Origin of the sequence: Sphingomonas sp. HF-S4, from assembly GCF_032911445.1 — a bacterium.
Taxonomy (GTDB): Bacteria; Pseudomonadota; Alphaproteobacteria; order Sphingomonadales; family Sphingomonadaceae; genus Sphingomonas; species Sphingomonas agrestis.
This window is the reverse complement of the sequence record NZ_JAWJEJ010000001.1, coordinates 54797-73148: the sequence shown is the minus strand read 5'-3', so window position 1 is coordinate 73148 and position 18352 is coordinate 54797. Positions and strand designations below refer to the sequence as shown.

At 67.6% G+C, this 18352-nt stretch carries 18 protein-coding genes, 1 tRNA gene and 1 pseudogene; 15 read left to right on the top strand and 5 right to left on the bottom strand.

Annotation, left to right across the window (positions count from 1 at the left end; all coding sequences use genetic code 11):
- The first annotated feature begins 119 nt into the window (after positions 1-119).
- The 5 genes and pseudogenes from uvrA (at position 120) to RZN05_RS00325 (ending at position 5345) form a co-directional block, all read left to right on the top strand.
- Entirely contained in the window at positions 120-3050 is a 2931-nt protein-coding gene (uvrA, locus tag RZN05_RS00345; RefSeq protein ID WP_317224635.1) for an excinuclease ABC subunit UvrA, read from the top strand.
- 144 nt (positions 3051-3194) lie between these two features.
- A complete protein-coding gene (locus tag RZN05_RS00340; RefSeq protein ID WP_317224634.1) occupies positions 3195-3674 on the top strand; it encodes a hypothetical protein in 480 nt (159 codons plus the stop codon).
- Positions 3649-3825: a hypothetical protein gene (locus tag RZN05_RS00335; protein WP_317224633.1), complete on the top strand. Its 177-nt coding sequence runs from the start codon at positions 3649-3651 to the stop codon at positions 3823-3825. Before RZN05_RS00340 ends, RZN05_RS00335 begins: the two co-directional genes overlap by 26 nt.
- A pseudogene (locus tag RZN05_RS00330) lies at positions 3804-4025 on the top strand (hypothetical protein); the annotation flags it as partial. The gene RZN05_RS00335 and the pseudogene RZN05_RS00330, both read left to right, overlap by 22 nt.
- Positions 4026-4106: 81 nt before the next feature.
- Positions 4107-5345 (top strand): HEPN domain-containing protein, encoded by a 1239-nt coding sequence (locus RZN05_RS00325; RefSeq protein ID WP_317224631.1) that lies wholly within the window; start codon positions 4107-4109, stop codon positions 5343-5345.
- 40 nt (positions 5346-5385) lie between these two features.
- On the opposite strand, the gene RZN05_RS00320 is transcribed toward RZN05_RS00325, so the two are convergent.
- Positions 5386-5511, bottom strand: a complete 126-nt coding sequence (locus RZN05_RS00320) for a hypothetical protein (protein WP_317224630.1) — start codon at positions 5509-5511, stop codon at positions 5386-5388.
- A 118-nt stretch (positions 5512-5629) separates the two neighbouring features.
- Between RZN05_RS00320 and relB the strand changes: the two genes are divergently transcribed.
- From relB to RZN05_RS00285, 7 genes are all read left to right on the top strand, one after another.
- Positions 5630-5806 (top strand): type II toxin-antitoxin system RelB family antitoxin, encoded by a 177-nt coding sequence (gene relB, locus RZN05_RS00315; RefSeq protein WP_317224629.1) that lies wholly within the window; start codon positions 5630-5632, stop codon positions 5804-5806.
- Between the two features lie 85 nt (positions 5807-5891).
- On the top strand, positions 5892-6071 hold the full coding sequence (locus tag RZN05_RS00310) for a type II toxin-antitoxin system RelE/ParE family toxin (RefSeq protein WP_317227529.1): 180 nt from the start codon (positions 5892-5894) through the stop codon (positions 6069-6071).
- A gap of 273 nt (positions 6072-6344) precedes the next feature.
- Positions 6345-7625 (top strand): hypothetical protein, encoded by a 1281-nt coding sequence (locus RZN05_RS00305; protein WP_317224628.1) that lies wholly within the window; start codon positions 6345-6347, stop codon positions 7623-7625.
- Between the two features lie 410 nt (positions 7626-8035).
- Entirely contained in the window at positions 8036-8188 is a 153-nt protein-coding gene (locus tag RZN05_RS00300; protein WP_317224627.1) for a hypothetical protein, read from the top strand.
- A gap of 372 nt (positions 8189-8560) precedes the next feature.
- Entirely contained in the window at positions 8561-8773 is a 213-nt protein-coding gene (locus RZN05_RS00295) for a cold-shock protein (RefSeq protein ID WP_317224626.1), read from the top strand.
- Between the two features lie 73 nt (positions 8774-8846).
- Positions 8847-9059 (top strand): hypothetical protein, encoded by a 213-nt coding sequence (locus tag RZN05_RS00290; RefSeq protein WP_317224625.1) that lies wholly within the window; start codon positions 8847-8849, stop codon positions 9057-9059.
- 129 nt (positions 9060-9188) lie between these two features.
- On the top strand, positions 9189-9353 hold the full coding sequence (locus tag RZN05_RS00285; protein ID WP_317224624.1) for a hypothetical protein: 165 nt from the start codon (positions 9189-9191) through the stop codon (positions 9351-9353).
- Here RZN05_RS00285 and RZN05_RS00280 read toward each other — a convergent pair.
- From RZN05_RS00280 to cpdR, 3 genes are all read right to left on the bottom strand, one after another.
- Positions 9340-9480 (bottom strand): hypothetical protein, encoded by a 141-nt coding sequence (locus RZN05_RS00280; RefSeq protein WP_317224623.1) that lies wholly within the window; start codon positions 9478-9480, stop codon positions 9340-9342. The genes RZN05_RS00285 and RZN05_RS00280 overlap by 14 nt on opposite strands.
- Before the next feature lie 61 nt (positions 9481-9541).
- Positions 9542-9616, bottom strand: a tRNA-Val gene (locus RZN05_RS00275).
- Between the two features lie 60 nt (positions 9617-9676).
- Positions 9677-10051, bottom strand: a complete 375-nt coding sequence (cpdR, locus tag RZN05_RS00270) for a cell cycle two-component system response regulator CpdR (RefSeq protein WP_077509890.1) — start codon at positions 10049-10051, stop codon at positions 9677-9679.
- 173 nt (positions 10052-10224) lie between these two features.
- Here cpdR and RZN05_RS00265 point away from each other — a divergent pair, with 173 nt between their 5' ends.
- From RZN05_RS00265 to RZN05_RS00255, 3 genes are all read left to right on the top strand, one after another.
- The gene (locus RZN05_RS00265) at positions 10225-11010 is read left to right on the top strand and encodes an N-formylglutamate amidohydrolase (protein ID WP_317227528.1); all 786 of its coding nucleotides are present in this window, start codon (positions 10225-10227) and stop codon (positions 11008-11010) included.
- Positions 11011-11245: 235 nt separating this feature from the next.
- The gene (locus RZN05_RS00260; protein WP_394804765.1) at positions 11246-12928 is read left to right on the top strand and encodes a copper resistance system multicopper oxidase; all 1683 of its coding nucleotides are present in this window, start codon (positions 11246-11248) and stop codon (positions 12926-12928) included.
- A complete protein-coding gene (locus RZN05_RS00255) occupies positions 12925-13887 on the top strand; it encodes a copper resistance protein B (protein ID WP_317224621.1) in 963 nt (320 codons plus the stop codon). Before RZN05_RS00260 ends, RZN05_RS00255 begins: the two co-directional genes overlap by 4 nt.
- A 58-nt stretch (positions 13888-13945) precedes the next feature.
- On the opposite strand, the gene RZN05_RS00250 is transcribed toward RZN05_RS00255, so the two are convergent.
- Positions 13946-18334: an eCIS core domain-containing protein gene (locus tag RZN05_RS00250; RefSeq protein ID WP_317224620.1), complete on the bottom strand. Its 4389-nt coding sequence runs from the start codon at positions 18332-18334 to the stop codon at positions 13946-13948.
- Between the last annotated feature and the right edge of the window lie 18 nt (positions 18335-18352).

Here is an 18352-nt window from a genome sequence, read left to right as displayed (position 1 = left end):
GTGCGGGTCATCCGTGCCATTGGGGCGCAGGCCGTCGCCGCCCACCCCTCGCAACTCCCGCTCCTCCTTCCTATCTCTGCCACTGGAATCCCCGCAAGAACAGAGATAGAACGCCCTTCATGAGTCTCACCCACATCTCCGTCCGCGGCGCGCGCGAGCACAATCTCAAGGGCGTGGACATCGATATCCCGCGCGACACGCTGACGGTGATCACCGGCCTCTCGGGCTCGGGCAAGTCGAGCCTCGCGTTCGACACGATCTATGCCGAGGGCCAGCGCCGCTATGTCGAGTCGCTGTCGGCCTATGCCCGCCAGTTCCTCGAGATGATGCAGAAGCCCGATGTCGATCATATCGAAGGCCTCTCCCCCGCCATCTCGATCGAGCAGAAGACCACCAGCCGCAACCCGCGCTCCACGGTCGCGACGGTCACCGAGATCTACGATTACATGCGGCTCCTGTGGGCGCGCGTCGGCATCCCCTACAGCCCCGAGACCGGCCTGCCGATCGCCGCGCAGACCGTCAGCCAGATGGTCGACCGCGTCCTCGCGCTCCCCGAGGGCACGCGCCTGCTCCTCCTCGCGCCCGTCGTCCGCGGCCGCAAGGGCGAGTACCGGAAAGAGCTCGCCGAGTGGCAGAAGGCCGGCTTCCAGCGCGTCCGCATCGACGGCGAGACCTATCTGATCGAGGAAGCCCCCGCGCTCGACAAGAAGTACAAGCACGACATCGAAGTCGTGGTCGACCGCCTCGTCGTGGGCGGCGAAATCGCCACGCGCCTCGCCGAAAGCTTCGAGCAGGCGCTCAAGCTCGCCGAGGGGCTGGCCTATGTCGACCTGGTCGACGGCGTGGTCCCCGGCCGCGAGGACGAGGCGGCTGCGGGCGGCAACATGAAGAACACCGGCATCCCCGCCAACCGCATCGTCTTCTCCGAGAAGTTCGCCTGCCCGGTCAGCGGCTTCACCATCGCCGAGATCGAGCCGCGCCTGTTCAGCTTCAACGCCCCCCAGGGCGCCTGCCCCGCCTGCGACGGCCTCGGCGAGAAGCTCGTGTTCGACGAGGACCTCGTCGTCCCCAACCACGACCTCAGCATCAAGAAGGGCGCGATCGTCCCCTGGGCCAAGTCCAACCCGCCCAGCCCCTACTACATGCAGGTCCTCGGCAGCCTCGCCCGCGAATTCGGCTTCAGCCTCGACACCCCGTGGCAGGACCTCCCCGTGGAGATCCACTACGCCATCCTCCACGGCACCAGGGGCAAGCCCGTCACGCTCACCTTCGTCGACGGCAAGAAGTCGTACGACGTCAAGAAGCCGTTCGAAGGCGTGATCGGCAACCTCAACCGCCGCATGCTCCAGACCGAGTCCGCCTGGATGCGCGAGGAGCTCAGCAAGTACCAGGCGAGCCACGCCTGCGAAGTCTGCGAAGGCGCCCGCCTCAAGCCCGAGGCGCTGGCCGTGAAGGTCGCGATGCGCGACATCTCCAGCGTCACTCGCCTCTCGGTGGTCGACGCGCTCGCCTGGTTTGCCGACCTCCCCGACCAGCTCACCCCGCAGAGCAAGGAAATCGCCCGCGCGATCCTCAAGGAGATCGACGAGCGGCTCGGCTTCCTCAACAATGTCGGGCTCGACTATCTCAACCTAGACCGCACCAGCGGCACGCTCAGCGGCGGCGAATCCCAGCGCATCCGCCTGGCGTCGCAGATCGGCTCCGGCCTCTCAGGCGTGCTCTACGTCCTCGACGAGCCGAGCATCGGCCTCCACCAGCGCGACAACGACATGCTGCTCGCCACGCTCCGCCGCCTGCGCGACCTCGGCAACACCGTCCTCGTCGTCGAGCATGACGAGGACGCGATCCGCACCGCCGACTACGTCATCGACATGGGCCCGGGCGCCGGCGTCCATGGCGGCGAGATCGTCGCGTACGGCAGCCTCGACGACGTCCTGGCGAACGAGAACAGCATCACCGCCGATTACCTCAGCGGCCGCCGCGAAGTCCCCCTCCCGGCCAAGCGCCGCAAAGGCAACGGCAAGAAGCTCACCGTCCACAATGCCACCGCGAACAACCTCACCGGCGTCACCGCGTCGATCCCGCTCGGCACCTTTACCTGCATCACCGGCGTCTCGGGCTCGGGCAAGTCCAGCTTCACGATCGACACGCTCTACGCCGCCGCCGCGCGCCAGCTCAACGGTGCGCGCATCCTCGCGGGCAAGCACGACCGGATCGCCGGGCTCGAGCATCTCGACAAGGTGATCGACATCGACCAGTCGCCGATCGGCCGCACCCCGCGCAGCAACCCGGCCACCTATACCGGCGCCTTCACCCAGATCCGCGACTGGTTCGCCGGCCTGCCCGAGGCGCAGGCGCGCGGCTACAAGCCCGGCCGGTTCAGCTTCAACGTCAAGGGCGGCCGCTGCGAGGCGTGCACCGGCGACGGGCTGCTCAAGATCGAGATGCACTTCCTCCCCGACGTCTACGTCACGTGCGACGTCTGCCACGGCCAGCGCTACAATCGCGAGACGCTGGAAGTGAAGTTCAAGGGCAAGAGCATCGCCGACGTGCTCGACATGACCGTCGAGGACGCGTTCGAATTCTTCAAGGCGGTCCCCCCGATCCGCGACCGCATGGCGATGCTCGCCGAAGTCGGCCTCGGCTACGTCAAGGTCGGCCAGCAGGCGACGACGCTCTCGGGCGGCGAGGCGCAGCGCGTCAAGCTCGCCAAGGAACTCGCCCGCCGCGCCACCGGCCAGACGCTCTACATCCTCGACGAGCCCACCACCGGCCTCCATTTCGAGGACGTGCGGAAGCTCCTCGAAGTCCTCCACGCGCTGGTCGAGCAGGGCAACACCGTGGTGGTGATCGAGCACAATCTCGACGTCATCAAGACCGCCGACTGGATCCTCGATCTGGGCCCCGAAGGCGGCGTCAAGGGCGGCGAGATCGTCGCCCAGGGCACGCCCGAGCAAGTGGCGAAGGAGCCGCGGAGCTTCACGGGGAAGTATCTCGCGCCGTTGCTGGAGCGCAGGAAGGGCGCGAAGCAGGCGGTGGCGGCGGAGTAACCAACAAAAGCCCCTCCCCTTCAGGGGAGGGGTTGGGGTGGGGCCTGTCCGCAGGCGAGACGACCGGGGGGAATGCAAATGCCACCACGCTACCGGCCAGAGTTCGAAGCCGCCCTCCGCCTTTTCGCCCGCGCCAGCACCGCAATGACGGCACAAGACTTCGAACCTCCGATCCTAGTCGGCGGCGGCGCGGTCGAGCTGTATTCGAACAGCGCCGTCACCACCGGCGACTTCGACTTGGTCACTGCCCGCCAGGAATCCCTGGAGCATATCTTTCGCTCTCTCGGTTTCGTCCGCCCCTCCGGTCCCGGCATCGCAACCCGCGGCTGGATGCATCCCGATCTCAAGCTCGGCTTCGAAATCGTCTCCTCGACCCTGCTCGACGGCTTGGCCGACCGCGACCGCATCCTGCTGGTCGATCTGGGCGCCGACGGCATCGCCGCGATCATCGCGGTGGAAGACATGATCGCCGACCGCATGGGCCAGTTCGCCAGCGGCAGCGCCCCCGAAATGCGCGAACAGGCCCGCCGCCTCCTCACACTTCACAGCGACGCCGACCGCGCTTATCTTGACCGCCGTATCCGCGAGGAGACCGCCGGTGAGTACGGCATCGAAGACCTCTGAACCCGTGACGCTGGAAGCGCTAGCGCAAGACATCGAGCGTCGCCGCGCCGAGACCGGCATTACCGACCTCCCCCGCAACGGCGGCAAGCGCCGCACAGCGAGCAAGAAGGCGCTGCTGGCAGCGATCGACGCGGCTGGGGGCAAGTGGTGATCGAGCACAATCTCGACGTCATCACGACCGCCGACTGGATCCTCGACCTCGGCCCCGAAGGCGGCGTCAAGGGCGGCGAGATCGTCGCTCAAGGCACGCCGGAGCAAGTGGCGAAGGAGCCGCGGAGCTTTAGGGGGAAGTATCTGGCGCCATTGCTGGAGCGCGGGAAGGGCGCGAAGCAGGCGGTGGTGGCGGAGTAAGCCGATTCCTAGCCATCCGGCCTCATTAGACATCTTGGTCAGCTATTTGACTGCGATACTTCATTTCGGCAAAGTTCGAGCATGAAGATTAGCCAGTCTATATCCAGCACTTTGCTTGTAGCAATTACGGAAGCTCTGCAGGGGGGAATGATAACCTCGTATGGCACCTTCTCTTTCGAGAAAGATTGGGAGAGCACCACGCTGGGGGCGCTAGATGCAGAGTTTGCAAAATCTCTCAGCAAGGCTTTGGATGGAAGCACATTGCTGTCGTTCGTGAGAGATCAGCTAACTCTCCTACGGGTGCTAGGCGCCACGCCCCTGCCAAAGGATGACGCGCCCATAACCAAGCTGAAGTGCTTTTCCGATCCCTTGAAGACTGCCCGACATATCGTTTCCGCGCTGGAAGCGGTGCCAAATCAATATCGCCTCATCGTACGCGTTGCGGTGGAGCTTGGCGAAAGGGTTAATTCCGAAGCTATCAACATAGGCCTATCGGAGAGGCTAACGCTTTTATCAGGAGCGATGATCTCCCCAACATTTAAGACCCATCATGAGGTACCTTCTGTAGATACGGTGATTAGGCGCATGGTAATGAAAGAGGACGATCTCAGCATTATCCCTAATGCGCTATATCTTGAATACAGAACTTCTGGATATTTAGCAGCAAGGCGTCAATCAAGAGCTATCAGCGAGTTCTATGATCAGGTACGCGCCTTTTACGGCGCTTGCATCGCGTATAATATCATTAGTGAGTATGGTACATGGGGCGATGAAATAACCCCATTTTTGTTAGGGGACAGCATATCCAACGGTTTGGAAGAATTTGCTTATGTGGAGCGCGCGGAAGATGATGTTGTAAATTGCGCTAATCTGGCCACGAGCGATAAAACCGATCAGGCCATCAAGGCAGAAACCTCCCTAGAAAAAATCCTCGAACCTGTAAGGCCTGTCTTTAAATCAGATAATTCGTTAAAATTGAAGACTGCTTGCGCATGGGCGTTAAGGGCCCATCTAAGCAATAGAGGCTTGGATAAGATCTTGGAGTCCGCAATCACTATAGAAGTTTTAATGGGAGATAGAGATACGAGCGACAGAGTAGGTTTATCGAAGCTTATAGCCAATAGATGCGCTTACGCTCTCGGAGATAGCAACAAGTCTCGAAGCGACATGATAGATTTCTTCGTTAAGTTCTACAGAGTTAGGTCAGAGGTTGTTCATAGTGGCCGGACTGCGTTAGAGCCCGATGAACGGAGAATCGTCAATGAGGGACTTACTTTAGCAACGCGCATCTTAAAGCACGAGATTTCTTTGGCTCGTTAACTTGGGTCTTCGTTGCAGTTCGAAGAGCGCCCGTTCTCATTCACGATGCGCCGCCGCGTTCGTCCCCGCTTCCCCTCACCCATGATACTCCCGTTACAGCGCCCGCAGCGTCGCCTCGCGCTTCGCGGACCTTCTCGAGCACGTCGGGATCGATCCGCAGCGTCACCTGCTGCTTGGCGCGGTCGCGGTCACGGTGGGCGGCCGCGGACCACGCCGTTCGGGCCGATATAGCCCGCCGCCGGCCCAGCCTTCCGTCGCCACCCCACTCGCGCTATATTCCCCGTATGACCAAGCTCTCGCCCATCGAGTCCGAGTTCGCCACGAGCGAAGAGGCCGAGGCGCATGACGCATGGGTCCGCGTAAAGGTCGAAGCCCGGCTGGCGGACAACGCGCCCGGCATCCCGCATGAGGAAGTCATGGCCCGGATGCAGGGCATCATCGACCGTCGCCAGCGGGACTGATGCGCCCGCTGATCTGGCACCCCGGGGCGCTGGACGACCTCGAGACGATCGTCGATTTCATCGAAGCCCGTAACCCGCGCGGCGCATCGGCGACGCCATTCGCCACACCGCGGCGCAGCTTCCTGCCCATCCCCATGCCTATCGGCCCGGCCGCGTCGCTGGCACGCGCGAAGCCGTTGTGCATCCGAACTATATCCTGATCTATCGCGTCTCCGAGATCATCGAGATCGTGGCGGTGATCCACGCCCGCCAGCGCTATCCCTGACTTCTTCTCCGCGCCCTCGGCGCCTCTGCCCGAACCCTTCTTCGTCACCCCGGACTTGTTCCGGGGTCCACCGTGCCGGCAGCGAGAACCTGGCCCCTCCAGCGTCCCGCCCAGCCTCCCGGTGGATCCCGGCACAGGCCGGGATGACGCCCCGCTGTTGCCGCCACGCCACGCCCCATCAAAAAAGGAACAAACCAAAAACAAACCCCTGTCCTACAACCCCCATTCCGGCATATCTGACCAGTCCTCCGAGTCGAACCCAGGAGGACCGCCATGACCGCGCAGACCGAGATCCTGCCCAGCGAACCCTACGCCTACGATCCCGCCAGCTTCGATCCCGCCGCCTATCACGGCTTCGCCCCGCCGCCCGGCGCCACGCGCTACGATGGCTGGACGCCCGACAAGCAGCGCCGCTTCCTCGAAGCGCTCTCCGAAGGGTTCACCGTCGTCCAGGCCTGCGCGATCGTCGCGCTCTCCAAGCAATCGGCCTATGCGCTGCGCGGCTCGCCGCGCGGGGCGAGCTTCGCGATCGGCTGGGAGGCGGCAGTGCTCAAGGCACGCGCCACGCTTGCCGACGAGCTGATGGAGCGCGCCTTCAAGGGCAATCGCGACACCGTCACCACCGATGACGGCCGCGTCACCACCCGCCACCGCCACGACAACCGGCTCGGCATGGCGATGCTCGCCCGGCTCGATCGCATGGCCGATACCGCCAAGGGAGCGGGGATCGCCGCCGCGGCGCGGCTGGTCGCGGAGGATTTCGGCCAGTATCTCGATCTGATCGGCCGCGATGCCGGCCCGGCGCGCGCGGGCATGTTCCTCGGCGCGCGGGTCGAGCCCGCCGGCGACGCGGCACTTGCCCCGATCCGCACGCTCGCCCGCGCCGATCGCTGGCTGCGCACGCATACCGACATCGCCGAGCCGCTCCAGATCGCCGACCTCGATCCCGCCGAGCGCGCCGGCTGGACCGCCGAGCAATGGGTCCGCGCCGAAGCCGCAGGGCTGGTCGACCTCGCCCCCGAAACCCCCGATTCGAGTCAAGTTGGTCAACCGCTGGACTCGGACGAGGACGAACTGCCGGTCTGGTGGTGCAGCACGCGCGAGTGCTGGCTGACCAATTTCCCCCCGCCCGAGGGCTATCAGGGCTTCGAAGTCGGCCAGTATGGCGACGCGAACTATTCGCGCACGGTCACCGATGCCGAGCAGGCCGTGCTCGACGCCCAGGAAGGCGCCGACACCGCGACCCGCCAGGTCGCCGGCGCGCGCGCCCGCGATCGCTATTTCGGCTTTGCCGCTGACGCCGATGCCGATGCCGACGCGGCCGAGGCGGAAGCCGCGCCCGAGGCCCCCGACCCCGCCGACGAACTTCCCGCCCCATCGGACGCCCCGCGCCGCCGTGCGCCCGCCACGGCGTACCTGCAGGCCGATCGCAGCCTTGCGCCTCCGTTCGCGCCTTCCGGCGCCGATATGGGAATATCCCCCGGGAGCATCGCGGACGCGGTCTTGGGGCATCCCGGGAACGGCGGCGGCGCGCCCGCGAGCCTCGAGGAGTGAACGCGTTCGCGCAACGGGGCAACGGCGCGACGAGCAATGCCCTTCCGGCGCCACAGCCCGCCGCGTCGGCGGCAGGATGTGCAAGGGCCGCTTTGCCGCCACGCCAAGGCGGCTTGCCCAACCTCGTCGCGTCGTCGCGTCGTTGCGCGAACCGCTTTGCTCTTCCCTGCTGGGCTCCGCTGGCGCCTCATTGGGGCGGCCGACTTGAAACTCGCCGCCCGGCTTCCCATAATGGATCAAGGCGCCCGCCGCGTTGCGGCTGTTCCTCCCGGAAATCAGGACGGAACTTCGGCGCCCTTCGCCCTTTATCCCCGTGTGGGGGCTCGCGATCCGCAAGGCTTCGCGCATCCCCCACCTCCGGCCGGCATCCGCCGTGCAGGGCGATCTCGAAAACCCCAACAGGAAACAGAATGAACTTTTTTACGCATATCGAAGACACCCAGATTACCCGCGGCGCGCGCAAGGCGTTCGACGCTTTCATCCCGCTCCACCGCCGCCTCTTCCCGATCGAGCCGTGCCCGCGCGAAGTCGCCCGCGCCGCCGTTCGCGAAGTGCTCGGCTGAGCAAGCCCATCCCAGGGCGCGGCATGTTTGCCGTGCCCTGCACCGGGGCTGCGGGCCCCGGCACTTGCAATGTAGGATTTGCCCTGATCTAGTCCGGGCTCGAGTTCAGAAATCTGCAAGAAATATTTTTCGTCCCGAAATTGTCGATCCGCGCTGTGCGGCACGCGTGAAGTCTAGTGTCAGAAAATCGACGAATTCTCTCGCACTGTGACGCGGATTTGTAATTTCGGTTCAAAGCGCGCATATAGGCGCTGCTACAGTCGCAATCAGACGGTCACTTGGACGCTTTGCGGCTCCTTTTTTCCTTCTCCTAGCCTCCGCAGCACGAGGTCCGTCCGCACGGGGCGCGCCGATCACAGAAGGAAAATTTCCATGACCCAGCAGGGCACCGTCAAATTCTTCAACGCCGACAAGGGCTATGGCTTCATCGCCAGCGACAATGGCGGCCCGGACGCGTTCGTCCACATCACCGCCGTCGAGCGCGCCGGCCTGCGCACGCTCGAGCAGAACCAGCGCGTGACCTACGATCTCGAGCCCGACAAGAAGGGCAAGATGGCCGCGGTCAACCTCCAGGCCGAAGGCTAAGGAACGTCGCGGCTCCCCGCTTGTTGTAGAGCGGGGGGCTGCGCGCCTCCCTGTCCTCGCGCCCGGAGCTTTCATGACCGATCTCGTCAACACCTACCGCGTCCAGGCCGAGAAGGCGCAGGCCGAGGCTGACAGCGCGACGCTGGCCAATGTCCGCGATCGCCATCTCCGCGCCGCGTTCGCCTGGGGCCAGATGGCCGAGCGCCAGGAGCGCACCGAGCGCGGCCGCGCCCAGCGCGAGGATGCCGCCCAGGCCCGCGCCGCTTTGGTCGCCGTCCACCAATAGGCACCGCCGGACTCGGCAAAGCGAGCGCTTCGTGCTAGTCCTCGACTCATCACCGGCATGCTGTTCGTAAGCGCCGGTGACTGAGAGACAGGACCGCGCTCCCGCTTACAGGACACCCTGGAGCTTGCCATGGACCTCGAATATCTGAACCGCCGCCACGCCGATGCCGTGGCCCGCGCCGCCGCCGCAGACTCGGCCCCGGCGCGAATCGCCCACCAGCGCATGGCGCGCGGCTATGCCGATCGCATCGCCGCCGGCCAGCGCGACGAGCCCGCGGCGCCTACCGCCTTGTGAAGACCTCCGCCGCACTGCGACGCGCGACCACCCGGGCCTGCGTCGCCGGCGTTGGCGTGACGAAACGATAGTCGCGATCCGCCAGCATCTCGATGAAGCGCAGCAAGGCGGCATCGGCTTCGGTCATCGATTCTCCAGGCACAAAAAAGCCCGCGGAGCCGGTGGGGCTCAACGCGGGCTTCCTTTGATGGTGGGCGTGGCAAGGATTGAACTTGCGACCCCTGCGATGTCAACACAGTGCTCTACCACTGAGCTACACGCCCCCAAGGAGGGCGGGCTTTAGCGGGGCTTTTTCGCCCGCGCAAGCGCCCCCGAACATTAAATCAGTTGAACCCCGCATTCTCCGACTGGAACATGCGATCGACCTCCAAAACCAGGTCGCGCAGATGGAACGGCTTGGAGAGCACGCGGGCCTGCGGCACCTGCTTGCCGGCCTTGAGCGTCACCGCCGCGAATCCGGTGATGAACATCACCCGCATCTCGGGCGCCATCTCGCTGGCACGCTGGGCAAGCTCGATCCCGTCCATCTCGGGCATGACGATGTCGGTGAGCAGCAGGTCGAATCGCTCGGCCTCGAGCAGCGGGATCGCCTCGGTGCCCCGATCGACCGCACTGACCGCATAGCCCGAGCGCTCCAGCGCACGGGTGAGGTATTCCCGCATCACGCGGTCATCCTCGGCCAGCAGAATCCGGATCATCACTACCCCAACCAATCTAAGGCCCCATCCTATGCGCAAAGCGCTTAAAAATTTCCAGTAGGTTTGCCTACGGGAGATTGCTGATACGGCGCGGCGTGCCTAGTCAGGGACAAGTGACGTCAACGCCCTCCTTCGTGCGGCACGGTCCGCTCGAACCGGTCACGCCGGTGATAATGTCGGTCCCGCATGCCGGCCGCGACTATCCGCTGGCGCTGCGTTCGGCGATCCGCGTGCCGCTCGCGGCGCTCAAGGGACTCGAGGATCGCTATGCCGACGCGCTCGCGCTAGAGGCGCGCGGTGCCGAGACGATGTTCGTCGCCGGACGCGCCCGGGCCTGGATCGACCTCAACCGCGCCGAGGACGAGCGCGACCCCCGGCTCGACGATGGCGCCGCCACGTCGGGCCGGCCGCTCTCGGCCAAGCTGCGCAGTGGCCTCGGTCTCGTCCCGCGCCGGGTCGGCACTTCGGGTGATATCTGGCGGCACCGGCTCTCGGTCGACGATGTCCAGATGCGGATCGAGACCGATCACCGTCCCTATCACGCCGCACTGGCCGCCGCGCTCGAATCGGCGCGCGCACGCTTCGGGATCGCGGTGCTGATCGACGTCCATTCGATGCCGCCGCTCGGCGCGCCCGAAACCGCGCCCAGGCTCGTGCTCGGCGATCGGTTCGGCAAGTCGGCCGCAGCGCGATTCACCAGCCGGATCGAAGGCGTCGCGCGCGCCCACGGCATCGCCACCGCCGCCAATGCTCCCTATTCGGGCGGGCACATCCTCGAACGCCACACCGATCCCGCGCGCGGCATTCACGCCATCCAGCTCGAATTCGATCGCGGCCTCTATCTCGACGCGGCGCTCGACGGCCCCGGCCCCGGCCTTCCTGCAATCGGCCGGCTGCTGCGCGCGATCATCGATGCCGTCACCGACGAGGCGCTGCCGACCGCGCTCGCCGCCGAATGAGCACATAAAAAACCACCCCGTGCACGAAGCACGAGGTGGCCAAGGTTCAGGGAGGAGACACGCCCGAGGGCGTGTCGCACGGCGCGTGAAAGGGGGGACACGAGCCGTACAGGAGTAGATATAGTTGAGCGGGCCGTTAGTTCAAGGGCTTGCGGGGAAGTGTGCGACGCAGGCGCCCAGCCGAATTTTCGCGCCGTTCTGGACAAATGGCCGGGCCATCCCGAAAGACCTGGCGATGTTTGGGATGACCGATCGCCGCGGCTTGCTGCGCGGTGCCGCATTCGCCGGCGGCACGGCCGCGCTCGGCCGCTGGATGCCCGCCTGGGCGCAGACCGTGTCCCCCGGTCTTGCTGCGCTTTCGGGCGAGGACATCACCCTGCGTGTCGCGCACCAGGCGATGACGGTCGACGGTCGCACCAGCCATGCCATTGCGGTCAACGGCACCGTTCCCGCCCCACTGATCCGCCTGCGCGAGGGCCAGCGCGCACGGCTCCACGTGATCAACGACCTGGACGAGGAAACCTCGATCCACTGGCACGGGCTGATCCTGCCCTTCCAGATGGATGGCGTGCCGGGCGTTTCCTTCCCCGGAATCCCTGCGCGCACGCACTTCACCTATGAATTCCCGATCGTCCAATCGGGCACCTATTGGTATCACAGCCATTCGGGGCTTCAGGAGCAGATGGGCCATTACGGCCCGATCGTCATCGACCCCGCCGGCGCCGATCCGGTGGGCTTCGACCGTGAGCATGTGATCGTCCTTTCCGACCACAGCCCGCTCCACCCGCACCGGATCTTCGAGAAGCTCAAGCAGCAGCCCGGCATCTTCAATCGCCAGCGGCAGACGTTGGCTGGACAGATGGCCGACCAGGACCAGTCCGCAAAGGACCGTCGCGAATGGGGCCGCATGCGGATGGACCCCACCGACATCGCCGACGTCACCGGCAGCACCTATACCTACCTCGTCAACGGCCACGGCCCGCGCGACAATTGGACCGGCCTCTTCCGCCCCGGCGAGCGCGTGCGGCTGCGCATCGTCAATGCCTCGGCGATGACGATATTCAACTTCCGCATTCCTGGCCTGCGGCTGCGCGTCGTCCAGGCCGACGGCCAGAATGTCCGCCCGATCGACGTCGACGAACTCCAAATCACCGTCGCCGAGACCTATGACGTGATCGTCACGCCCGCCGAGGACCGTGCTTACACGATCGTCGCTGAATCGGTCGATCGCTCGGGCATGGCACGCGGCACGCTCGCCCCCCGCCCCGGCATGGCCGCCGAGGTGCCCCCGCTCCGCCGGCGCCCGCTCGCGACGATGAGGGACATGGGGATGGATATGTCGGGCCATGGCGGCATGGCCCACGACATGGCGATGCGCGACGGCGCCAATGCGCCGCAGGTCCGGCTCGGTCCCGGCGTCCAGAGCATCGCGCCGATGCCGATCGACCGTACCGGCGACCCCGGCCAGGGGCTCCAGGATGTCGGCCATCGCGTCCTCACCTATCGCGACCTCGTCGCGCTGGAACCCAATCCCGACACCCGCGCGCCCTCGCGGCAGATCGAAATCCACCTGACCGGCAACATGGAACGCTACATGTGGTCGTTCGACGGCGAGAAGCTCAGCGAGGTCCGCGATCCGATCGCATTCACTACCGGCGAGCGCCTCCGCGTCACCCTCGTCAACGACACGATGATGGCGCACCCGATCCACCTGCACGGCCATTTCTTCGAGCTGGTCACCGGCCACGGCGCGCATTCCCCGCGCAAGCACACGGTCAACGTGCTGCCGGGCGGCAAGGTCAGCTGGGACGTCACCGCGGTGCCCGGGGACTGGGCGTTCCACTGCCACATGCTCTATCATATGCACGCCGGGATGATGCAGGTCGTCCGCGTGCGTCCCTTGCAAGACGCGGCATGAAGGCGCTGCTCGCCCTCGCCCCGCTGCTCGTAGCCGGCACCGCTGCGGCGCAGGATCATTCGGGGCACGCGATGCACGGCACGCCCCCCGCCCAGGCGCCCGCGCAGCCCGACCCGCATGCAGGCCACGACATGGCGCCCGCACCCGCTCCACAGGACGATCCGCACGCAGGCCACGTCATGCCCGCCACCGGCACGCCGATAGGCACCGACCTGCCCCCGGGCAACGCTCCCGCCCCCATCCCGGCACGCGACCGCGCCGCCGACCGCTACTGGGGCGCCGACGCAATGGCCCGCGCCGAGCGCAAACTGCGCAGCGAGCATGGCGGCGGCCGTTGGCACCGCCTGCTCTTCGACCTTGCCGAATATCAGGTCCGCGACGGCCGCGACGGCTATCGCTGGGAAGCCGAGGCCTGGCTAGGCGGCGACATCGACCGGCTGGTGGTCAAGACCGAAGGCGGCGGCGCGCTACGCGAAGGCGTCGACCATGCCGAGGTCCAGGCGCTCTACGGCCGCGCGCTCGATCCGTGGTGGAACCTCGAAGCCGGCATCCGCCAGGATCTGGGCCCGGGCAGCCGTGCAACCTACGCCGCGCTCGGCATCGAAGGCATGGCGCCCTATTGGCTGCGGCGCGAAGGCACGCTGTTCCTATCGACTCGCGGCGACCTGCTCGCCCGCGCCGAGGCCGCCTATGACCAGCGCATCACCCAGGATCTCGTCCTCCAGCCCCGAGTGGAAGCCAATCTCGCGGCACAGGACGTGCCCGAGGACGGCATCGGCGCAGGCCTGTCGGAAATCGAGCTCGGCCTGCGCCTGCGGTACGAACGGACCCGTGAATTCGCGCCCTATCTCGGCATCTCCTGGGATCGAAAACTCGGCCGCACCGCCGACTTCGTCCGCGCGCGCGGCGAACCCACCGGCGGCGCCAGCCTCGTCGCCGGCATCCGGGCATGGTTCTAGATATCCCCGGCTATCGTGCAAGGCTCGGCCTTGCCTCGAAGGATATGCTCGGCGTCGGTCACTCGAGCAGATGCGCCGGGTTAAGCGCGCTTGCGGGCTCGACGCTGATATGCGCGCGGGTCGAGGGCGGCCGCTCCACCTCGATGTTGATGGTGATCGAGCGCGCCGGACGGTTCGGTAGCTCGACGGTGACTCGATATTGGGCGCGGCGCAGGAAATCGGTCTGCATCGCCGGCTGCCAGCCGCCGTCGTTGAGATCCCAGGCGACCGCGATGGCTTCGTAGCGGACGCGTCCACCCAGCGGATCGACTTCACGAAACAAGTCGCGCATCCAGCCTTCCACGCCACGATTCTGGTGCCATTGGTTCACTTCGCGGGGCCCCTTCATCATGCCCGCGGCCGCCTCGTCGCCGAAGCCGGGGCCGACCAGATGCAGATTCTCCCACTGCCCCAGCGGCAACCCGGCCTCGGCATGCGTGACGAGCGAGGACGACCGGTTGTAGTTCGGCGCGCGCGTGCGCCCGGCCGGCGGCGTGCCGCCGCGGCGCCACAAGCCCTGGCGCAGCACCCCGATGATGCGCACGGCGAAGCGGCCGGCAGGATCGGGCTCGAAGCTGATACTGCTGATCCCGCCGGTGCCGGCGGTGCCCCGGTCGAAATCGGAAATCGCGAATCCGCTACGTAGCCGCCCGGCAGGATCGACGATCCTCGGCACTACCGGTGCAGAGGCGGCAGGCGTGGGAGCGGCAGGTGCTGTGGGCCCGGGCGTCGCGGTAGCGGGTGTCGCCAGCGCGGCGGCCGGCGGAGCAGCCGGGGGCGTGGGCCCGGCGCCCGCCATCGTCCGGTCGCCGGAAGGCGGCAGGGCACCACTCTGGCTCCGCGAATTGCGCAGCCAGTCCTCGACGCCTTGCATGAGGTCGGCATAGCCGCTGGTGCCGGGCTCGGCATAGCGGGTCCGCCCGCCCCAATCGGCGGCATAGGCGGCGAGGTTGGGGAAGCCGCGCACCGAAGGCTGCCCGCCCTCCCCGACAAAGCCGACCACGACGCGCCCGTCGGGATGCACGCGCAGCACCGTATAGCGCCGCCCGCCGCCCGGCATGTCGTGCTCGATAAAGGCGGTGATCGGGCGCCCGGCTCGGGCAGCTTCCTGCCAGGTGCCGTGCACATCGGCAGGGGCAGGGTTTCGATAGGTCAGCGCCTGTTCGGGATTGGGATGATTGTGCAGCACGTTGGCCCATTCGCCGGCATCCGCCCATCGCTCACCGGGGCGACGGCTCTCTAGCGGGGCGGAGACCGATCCCTCCCTGCCGGCGACCACCGCATATTCGCCGGTTTCCGCATGATGATAGATACCGATCTCCCGCCCCGGCGCACGAGCACGGAAATCGTCATAGACCCGCAGCGCCTCGGCCATCGTGGCGATACGATAATGGACCTCGCCCGGCCGCACCGGCGCGGCATGCGGTCGCGGCACCGGCGGCGGACGCACCCCCATGCCGCCGGCGAGCGTCGCGTCGATCCAGGCAGTGTGCGCGGCGTGATTGGCAGGCGTGCGCACCGGCGGCATGCCCCCGCTGCCGCCTCCGCCGCGCCCCAGCGCACCCGCCATCGTCCGCGTCGGAGCGGCAGGCGGCGGCGCATCGTGCAACGTCGCGCCTTCGCGCGGCGGCGGGGCATCGACGGGACCGCCCCTGCGCGCGGCGGGACCGCCCTCGAGCCCCTCCACGACACGGCGCGCGCCGAGATGTCCTGCGATGGTGAGCGCATTGCTCTGCAGCCCCGATGCGATCGCCGACAGCCGTGCCCGGCGTGCCTCGCTCGGCGCCATTGCGCCGCTGCGCTCTGCCGCCGCGGTCTGGAGCAGCGTGCCCATCATCTCGCCATTGGCGATGATCACGCCCGCGACGTCGCTGGCCGTATCGATCGCGCCACCCACCGCGCCGATCGCGGCGCCGGCGGTGCGCGCGGCACGCAGGATGACGCCGCCACCGGCACGATCGGCTACGCTGAGCGCGCCGATCGCGCGCATGCCCATCGCCACGGCGCCCAGCACGTCGAGCAGATCGCCGACCAATTGCGCATCCGGCCGCAACGTCCCTTCGCGCCAGCGCCGCGCGATATTGTCGGCGGCAAGCCCGGCACCGATCAGCCCGCCCGCGACCGCGACGCCGCCGGTGCCGAGCGCGAGCCCCAGCAGCGCCATCACCGTCGCCACTTCGGCGAGACGGGCCCGCGCGCCCTGCCATCCGCCAGGGCTGCCGCGCACCGCCAGCGTCCGGCGACGGCGCTCGCGCGAGACGGCCGCCAGCCAGCCGCCGCCGGGCACTTCGATCGACAGGCTGGCATCGCCATATTCGCTGCGATCGGTGAGCGCGGCGAGCACGCGATCGAGCGCCGCGTTCTGCGCGGTCGCGAGGTCGGCGCCGACGGGCGCCCGGCCCTCGTAGCGATGGCCGTCGGCCGTGGTGACATCGGAGAGCACACACACCCATTCGCTGCCGACCTGCCCGCCCGCCAGCTGCAACAGGAGCTGATAGGTCTCGCCGGTCACGCGGCTGACCAGCGCGGCACGGACCCGGAATATCGTGGCGCCGCCCGCGCCCAGTTCGCCGGAGCGACGCAGGAGCAAGGTGCGGCGATCCTCGAGCTGGGAAACTCGCGTGGCCAGGCTCGACACCCGTTCGGGGTGGAGACCGTGCGCAAGTTGCACCGCATAGGCGCGCCGGGCCTCGGCAAGCTCGGCGCGCGCATCGGCCAGCTCGCCCTCCACGATCTCCAGCGGCGTGCCCCCGGCCTGCCGCTCGGCACGCTCGGCCGCGCCGCGCAGCCGCGCGATCTCGGCCGGATCGCCACCCATCGAGGCCAGGACATAGCCCATGTCGCGCGCCTCGCGCGCCTGCTCGGCGGGGAGATCGAGCGCGGCGCGCGAGGCGGACTCGGCCGAGCGCGTGGTGACCAGCTTGGTCGCGACGCTAGGCGCGCGCGCATGCTCCGCGTCGCGCCGCACGCGCCCGATGCAACGCACCACGAACACGCCGGCGCGCGGCCAGTCGATACGCCGGTCGCGATCGTCGCCGGCAAGATCCGCGGCACCTCCGAGCAACTCGCGGCCATAGCGAGTCAGCTCCTCGAGCGGGAGCAGCGCACGGTTCAGCTCATCGGCGACGGCATCGGCATAGCGTCCCTCGGCCAGCGCGGCGCGCTGGTCGGCCTCGATCTCCGCCGGTCGCCGGGCGAGATCCGTGCTCGCACGCTCGAGATCACGCGCGGCGCCGCCGCCCCGCGCGGCGATGCGCCCGCTCGCGTCAGGCGCGTGCGCCAGGCGCATCCGGCTGCGCACCGCGCGCTCGGCGTCTGCCACCATCGGCGCGCCGGTCACGTCCCAGACCTCCCATTGATAGGTGGCGCCCAGATGCGCCTCGGCGACCTGGCTGAGCAGGTCGGGCCCGGCGCTCGCCCAGTCGATGTTCATCACGAACGTGCCGGTCCCGCCGATCGGCTGGATCTCGAGCCCCGAGATCGTCGCGGGAAGCTGCGGCAGCGCGTACCCACCCGCGGGCAGTCCCGGCGGCACTGCGATCTCGGAAGAGAAGCCAGGCGGCCGCGGTGCGGCCGCGGGCGTCGATGTGTCGGGCTGTGGCGATGCCGCCGCAACCGCGGGCGTCGCCGATGCGGCAGGCGGATCGGTTGCCACCGTCGCGCCGGGAGGCGGCGCCGGAGCCTCCGACGGCTGGGGTGTCGGGGCATCGGGCCGGGCGCGCGCGGTCTCCCCCGAAAGCCGCATGCAGGTGCCGTAGATGGCGGCACTGAGCATGATCGGATAGTGGCAGCCGGCATGGGGCGAGGCGGCCTGCAGCCGGCCGATTTCGCCGCGCAAATAGGCTGCCACCGCCGCCTGCTGTGCACTCGACTGGCGGCCGAAGCGCCAGGGAACCCATAAACGGATCGCCCGGTCGCGCCAGGTCGTGGCCGCCTCGTTCTCGCGATAGGTTTCCCAGATGATATAGGACACCGGATAGCCGAAGCCGAGATCGCGGGGCGGATTGACGGTCTGCCCGCGGCTACGGTTGAGGTCGTTGGGCGCCGCGGCCAGGCAGTTCGCCGGCTCGGTCTGGCGGCGCAGAACCGTTCCCGCCCCGTCGGCCTGCACCACATGCGCCAGTTCGTGTGCGATCAGCCGGTCGCCTTCGGGCGTGTTCGGCCGGTAGGCGCCCTGCGCGAAGGCGACGTCGCTGCCGAGCGTCCAGGCGCGCGCGCCGAGCACCGCCGAGGCGCGCCACGCCGGCGCGCCGTCATGCACCCGGACATCGCCGAAGTCGCGCGCAAACCCCGATTCGAGCCGCGCGCGAATCGTCGGATCGAGCATGCTGCCCGGTCCTGCCAATGCCGCCGCGACTGCCGAACGGTCGGGCGTGCCGACTTGCTTGGCCTGCCCCCAATTCTGCAAGCCGGATGCCTTGCCGCA

Coding starts and splice junctions, on each gene's coding strand:
- RZN05_RS00260 (WP_394804765.1), top strand. CDS start 11,246: ATGTTTGGGATGACCGATCGCCGCGGCTTGCTGCGCGGTGCCGCATTC.
- RZN05_RS00255 (WP_317224621.1), top strand. CDS start 12,925: ATGAAGGCGCTGCTCGCCCTCGCCCCGCTGCTCGTAGCCGGCACCGCT.
- cpdR (WP_077509890.1), bottom strand. CDS start 10,051: ATGATCCGGATTCTGCTGGCCGAGGATGACCGCGTGATGCGGGAATAC.
- RZN05_RS00295 (WP_317224626.1), top strand. CDS start 8,561: ATGACCCAGCAGGGCACCGTCAAATTCTTCAACGCCGACAAGGGCTAT.
- RZN05_RS00305 (WP_317224628.1), top strand. CDS start 6,345: ATGACCGCGCAGACCGAGATCCTGCCCAGCGAACCCTACGCCTACGAT.
- RZN05_RS00285 (WP_317224624.1), top strand. CDS start 9,189: ATGGACCTCGAATATCTGAACCGCCGCCACGCCGATGCCGTGGCCCGC.
- RZN05_RS00280 (WP_317224623.1), bottom strand. CDS start 9,480: ATGACCGAAGCCGATGCCGCCTTGCTGCGCTTCATCGAGATGCTGGCG.
- RZN05_RS00325 (WP_317224631.1), top strand. CDS start 4,107: ATGAAGATTAGCCAGTCTATATCCAGCACTTTGCTTGTAGCAATTACG.
- RZN05_RS00300 (WP_317224627.1), top strand. CDS start 8,036: ATGAACTTTTTTACGCATATCGAAGACACCCAGATTACCCGCGGCGCG.
- relB (WP_317224629.1), top strand. CDS start 5,630: ATGACCAAGCTCTCGCCCATCGAGTCCGAGTTCGCCACGAGCGAAGAG.
- RZN05_RS00265 (WP_317227528.1), top strand. CDS start 10,225: ATGTCGGTCCCGCATGCCGGCCGCGACTATCCGCTGGCGCTGCGTTCG.
- uvrA (WP_317224635.1), top strand. CDS start 120: ATGAGTCTCACCCACATCTCCGTCCGCGGCGCGCGCGAGCACAATCTC.
- RZN05_RS00290 (WP_317224625.1), top strand. CDS start 8,847: ATGACCGATCTCGTCAACACCTACCGCGTCCAGGCCGAGAAGGCGCAG.
- RZN05_RS00340 (WP_317224634.1), top strand. CDS start 3,195: ATGACGGCACAAGACTTCGAACCTCCGATCCTAGTCGGCGGCGGCGCG.